The following is a 5179-nucleotide window of genomic DNA, read 5'->3' on the forward strand; positions in this document are numbered from 1 at the left end:
ATATGGTGAAATTTTTACGCCTTGGTTTTTTGCTTTTGCCTTTGTTTTACCTGGTTACTTTGGTAAAACCCATTGTAGGACCCTCTTTAGCTGAAGAAAAAATTTCAGTAGATAAGGAAATATTTTTTGCTGAGGAGCTCAATGAAGATTGCATTGATGAAAATGGGGAAGGGTTAGAAATAGATTGTATTGAGGAGGGAGAGGAAAATGTTGAACCAATTCCTTTGCAGGTTAATTGCCAAATTATAGTAAGTCATACTAAGGAAACTCAAGCCAAATGTGCAGAGAGTAATGAAATTTATTTTTATTTTCATTATAAAAACATCGACCCTGGAAATAAAATAAGAATTAAATGGGGAGATGGTAGTGAAGATGAAATTACATATGCTACGCACTCCCATTTATTTGAAGATCCAAGAAATACAGAGGATAATATTTCAATTGGCCATGTCTATGGCCAAGGCCTAGGGGTTGAAGCTTTCTGTAATTATGAAGTATTGGTTGAATTAATAGGGTCTCAATGTCAACCGGATGAATCTAATTTTTCCTTTAATGTAACGGTTTGGGATATGGATAAATTATTCACCATTGATCCAGAAACCTACTTTGTATGTAATGGATACACAGCTGATTTTATTTTTGAGGACCAAGGTCCCTGGAATTGCCCTCAAGGCAATAGTCAGTCAAATAATTGGAACTCTGGAGAACGTGCATTAAGGTGGACATATGGCGTGTCACCTTCTGATTTGGAAGGAGTAGAAGTAGATGGTACAATATTCACAGCACCCTTTAGGGAAGAAGAAGGGGTAATCGGATACCGATTTGAAGCTAATCAATATAATAGTTTGCCTATCCATGTGCCAGCTACCAAACCTGACGGAGTAACACCACACGCTGACGGAGATATATTTACTGTTCGATTAGATAATTGGAACCCATGTAATCCATACAGAGAACTTGATCCTCAAACCGGTATCTACAAATATTTTCCTAATGCTACACCTATAAGAAAAACGGCCGATATTGTAATTGTAGACCCTCCTGAACTTGATACCGATATTCCACTAACAGTATGTGAAGGGGATATCCTAGATTTTACAGGATGGGTTACTAATAATAATCATTCATTAAGCTATCAATATGAATGGGAAGTTACCTATGAAGGTTCGGTGGTTTCTTTAGATCCCAATAAAAAGAATAATCGAATATATAATGATTTTATTTTTGACAAGGAAGGTGAATATAAAATCACTTTTAGGGCCACAGCAATAGGTGTAGAAGGAGCTTGTATAAAAGAAGAAACCTATACAGTAAATAGTGCTCCCTCACCACAACCAGAAATAAAAATTAAAAAAGATGGAAATGACTATTTGGGGGATCTTATATTTTGTGAAGAAACAGAATTAGAATTCTATAATGGGAATGACCAAAATCCTCCTGGTATTACTAATTTTGATTATACATGGGATATACAGTATTGGGATGGAAGCAGTATCCAAACAGGTAATGATCCCACTCAACGTTATACTTTTGCTACTGGAAATACATATATAATTAAATTATATGCTGTTGAGCTAAGTACAGGTTGTGACATTACGGTTGAAAAAACAGTCTATGTAAATGATCCGCCTATAGCAGATTTCTCAGCTGGGCCTGTTTGCATGGCAGAACAAGGTCAAACCACTGTAACATTCAATGATGAATCTATATTTAACCCTATTAATTCTTCTGACAAAATAAAAAGCTGGGAATGGGACTTTGATAATGATGGTATCTTTGATTTCAAAGATGATTATCCAAGAGATAATCTTGTAACCCATGATTTTGATCCCCCTACGGATCAGTTTCCAAGAGATTATGATGTCACCTTAAAAATTACTACAGATGCTGAATGTGTGCATGAAATTACCAAACCAGTAACTATATATCCCCTGCCAAAAGCCGAGCTTTCTTTTAAAGGCGACCAAGAGGGGTGTACTGTCTTTGAGGCTGTATTTAACAGGACTAAGGGAGAGGCGGCCATTAAAAGTTTGGAACTTGTAGTGATGGAGGATAACAACAATGTCGCAGACCGCAAAAGGATTGTAAATGGAGATACTGAATTTAATAGTGAAACCATCAAAATAAGTTTAAACAATGATACTAACAGTGATAAAACCTATAAAGTGTTTTTAAAAACCATTTCCATTTATGAATGTGAAAATTTTTCAGATACATTAGAGGCAGTGGTTCATCCAGCAGCTAACACCTTGTTTACCTCTGATCATGACCCTAATGATTTAAGTAACTTAAGTTGCAATGAAGCAAAGGTGAATTTTGAGGTAGATGCCCAATTTGCTAGCGATTTTCCAGATTCCGAATATACCTGGACCATCATTGACCCTTCAAAGCCTGAACCAGAGGAGGTTGTCTTTATAAGGCATCCTCTACCGAGAGATCCTCAAACTGGAGATCCTGACCCTTATGACCGGATTTTTGACTATGATTTTAGGCAAATTGATCCTGAGGCACTGTCATTGAAAACTTATTTGGTGGAACTATCCGTAAATCCAGGTATAGGTAATAAGGCATGTATAACCCCTCATAGTGAATTCATTTTAATCCCTCCCACATCTTCGGCTTTTGAGGTAAGTTTAGAGGAAGGGTGTGGTGATATGACAGTTAATATTAGCCCTTCTACTAGTACCATCAATGTTTCGGAATGGAACTTATCAAAAACCAATACCATAACCGGTGAAATATTTTCGTATCCGCCTTATACAGATCTAGCCGACATTCAAAATGCAGATATTGTACTGGAAAGTGACCCTGTTCAAGACGTTCTCTATGAATTGGTTTTGACTACTGAAACCGGACTTAATTGTAACAATGAGTTCATTAAATATGTTACAGTTAAAGCAGAACCCCAACTGAGTTTTGAGGTTGAGGACCATTTATGTGCACCCTACAATTTTAATTTTAAAAATACTTCTAAAGCTCCAGCTGGGACTATTTATACATGGGTTTGGGGCGACCAAACTACTACTGAAGAGAGTTCAGGTGGGACTGTCAAAAAAACCTATGATTACAATGGTGCGGAGCCTTTACCAATTGAAGTTTACCTGGAAGCAGAAACTCCAGGTCGTTGTACAGCAGTATCCCCATCCAAAATAATTACTTTAAATGGAAATGTAGTTGCAGGTTTCTATGTGGACAAAGATAAAGGTTGTGCCCCTTTGGAAGTAAACTTTACCAATTGGTCTGATTTAGACACCAAATGGAAAATCAGAAAGCAGGGTGAGGAAAATTGGGAAGATTGGACCCCTGGTTTAGGCCAGGAGTTTTCATATACCTTCGAAGAAGAGGGAATCTATGAAATAATGAATAATGTACAAGAAGGTAATTGTTATGGTGAATCATTCTCTGAGTTTATAACGGTTCACCCTCCAACCGAGGCCAAATTTTCCATTCTTGATTACGATGAGCAGGCAGGTATTTGTGCTCCTGGTGAATTGATTTTTATAAATGAAAATCCAAAAGAGGGGGTGATTTATACCTGGGAGTGGGGAGATGGAGAAGAGGAGCTCGTGACAGATTATACTCAAACACAGGTTGGCCATATATTTAGGAATGCGGCCGGAAATGAAAAGAAATTTTATAAAGTAACTTTGACGGCAGAAGACCCACAGTCAACCTGTCAATCTTCCATATTTAAATGGGTGATTGTAAATCCTGAAATAGATATCAGTATAACTCCGGATATCACAGAGGGTTGTGCTCCTTTAGTGGTTAACTTTCAAAACGATTCCAGAGGAGCAGTTAATCATCACTGGCGTTATCGGGAAAAAGGAGAAATTAGTTACCAGGAGGAATTTTTCGCAGAATCTCCAGAATTTCTTTTTATAAACGAAACCACCAGAACTTTGGTTTACGAGGTAGAATATATAGCCTCTAACCATGATGGATGTGAAGTTAAAAGTCAACTTACTGAAATCACGGTTTATCCTGAAATAGCTCCGGAATTTACTGTCGACCCTACCGAAATGACCTTGCCGGAGGGTACGATCACTATTGAGAATAATACCCCTAAGAAAGAAAGCTGGAACTATTTTTGGGATTTCGGAGATGGCAATACTTCTACAGAAGTAGATCCTAAGACCCATACTTATGAGACTTTTGGAGATTTTGTCATCACAGCGGTTGTTTCAAATGAAAATTGTTCCCAAACGATTAAACGTCAAGTTAAAGTGAATGCAATTCCACCCATTGTGGATTTCACTTCGGATATTACGGAGGGTTGCCGATCTTTGAAGGTACAGTTTACCAATGAAAGTAAATATGCCGATGAAACCAAATACCTTTGGGATTTTGGTGATGGCAATACTTCTACTGCGGTCAATCCGGTTCATACTTATCATCATGCCGGGAATTTTACAGTCACTTTATCGGCAGAAAACTTTACAGGGGAAAGGATAAAAGAGGTAAAATCCCAATATATTGAGGTGTTTGAACTTCCTCAGGCACGTTTTGAAATTAGGCCAGAAGTTGTGTATCTTCCGGATCAAAAATTATACCTCACTAATCTTAGTGCATCGGATCAGGCAGAAGATAATAATACCTATTTATGGGATTTTGGAGATGGAACAATTTCGACTGAAAAATCGCCTTCCCACGAATATCAAAATGTTGGAAGGTACAATATTAGTTTGACCGTCACCAATCCGTCCGGTTGCACCGATGAATTATCGCTAATAAGTGCAGTGGAAGTAAAAATGGGAGGTAAGATTATTACACCAAATGCTTTTACCCCAAATGTAAATGGTCCTAATGGAGGAAGTATAGAAGGAGGAGGAAGAAATGATGTGTTTTTTCCAAAGGTAGAAGGGGTTACCAAATTTAGAATGGTAATTTATAGTCGCTGGGGAGAAGTACTATATGAGAGCTTAGACAAATACACCGGATGGGATGGGTATTACAAAGGGAAATTGATGCCACAAGGTGTTTACATTTATCATTTGGAATTGGAATACAGTGATGGTACCGAAGAGAAACAAGTGGGTGATGTGACTTTAATTAGATAGAAAGTTTTCTAAACCCTCAACTTTTTCCATATTATTGAGCATTATAAGTATCCAGAAAAGCAGTAAAAAAGACAACAGAATGAGTTTATATTCATTTTCTTCAAACTTATTAGGCTATG

1 protein-coding gene is annotated in these 5179 nt (G+C 37.4%); it reads left to right on the forward strand.

Features of this window, described 5'->3' with window-relative positions; translation table 11 throughout:
• The first annotated feature begins 35 nt into the window (after positions 1-35).
• Positions 36-5060, forward strand: coding sequence for a PKD domain-containing protein (locus E1171_RS07685; protein ID WP_222931438.1), 5025 nt, complete (start codon positions 36-38; stop codon positions 5058-5060).
• The last annotated feature ends 119 nt before the right edge of the window (positions 5061-5179 follow it).

The organism is Xanthovirga aplysinae, assembly GCF_009711365.1.
GTDB classification, from domain to species: Bacteria; Bacteroidota; Bacteroidia; order Cytophagales; family Cyclobacteriaceae; genus Xanthovirga; species Xanthovirga aplysinae.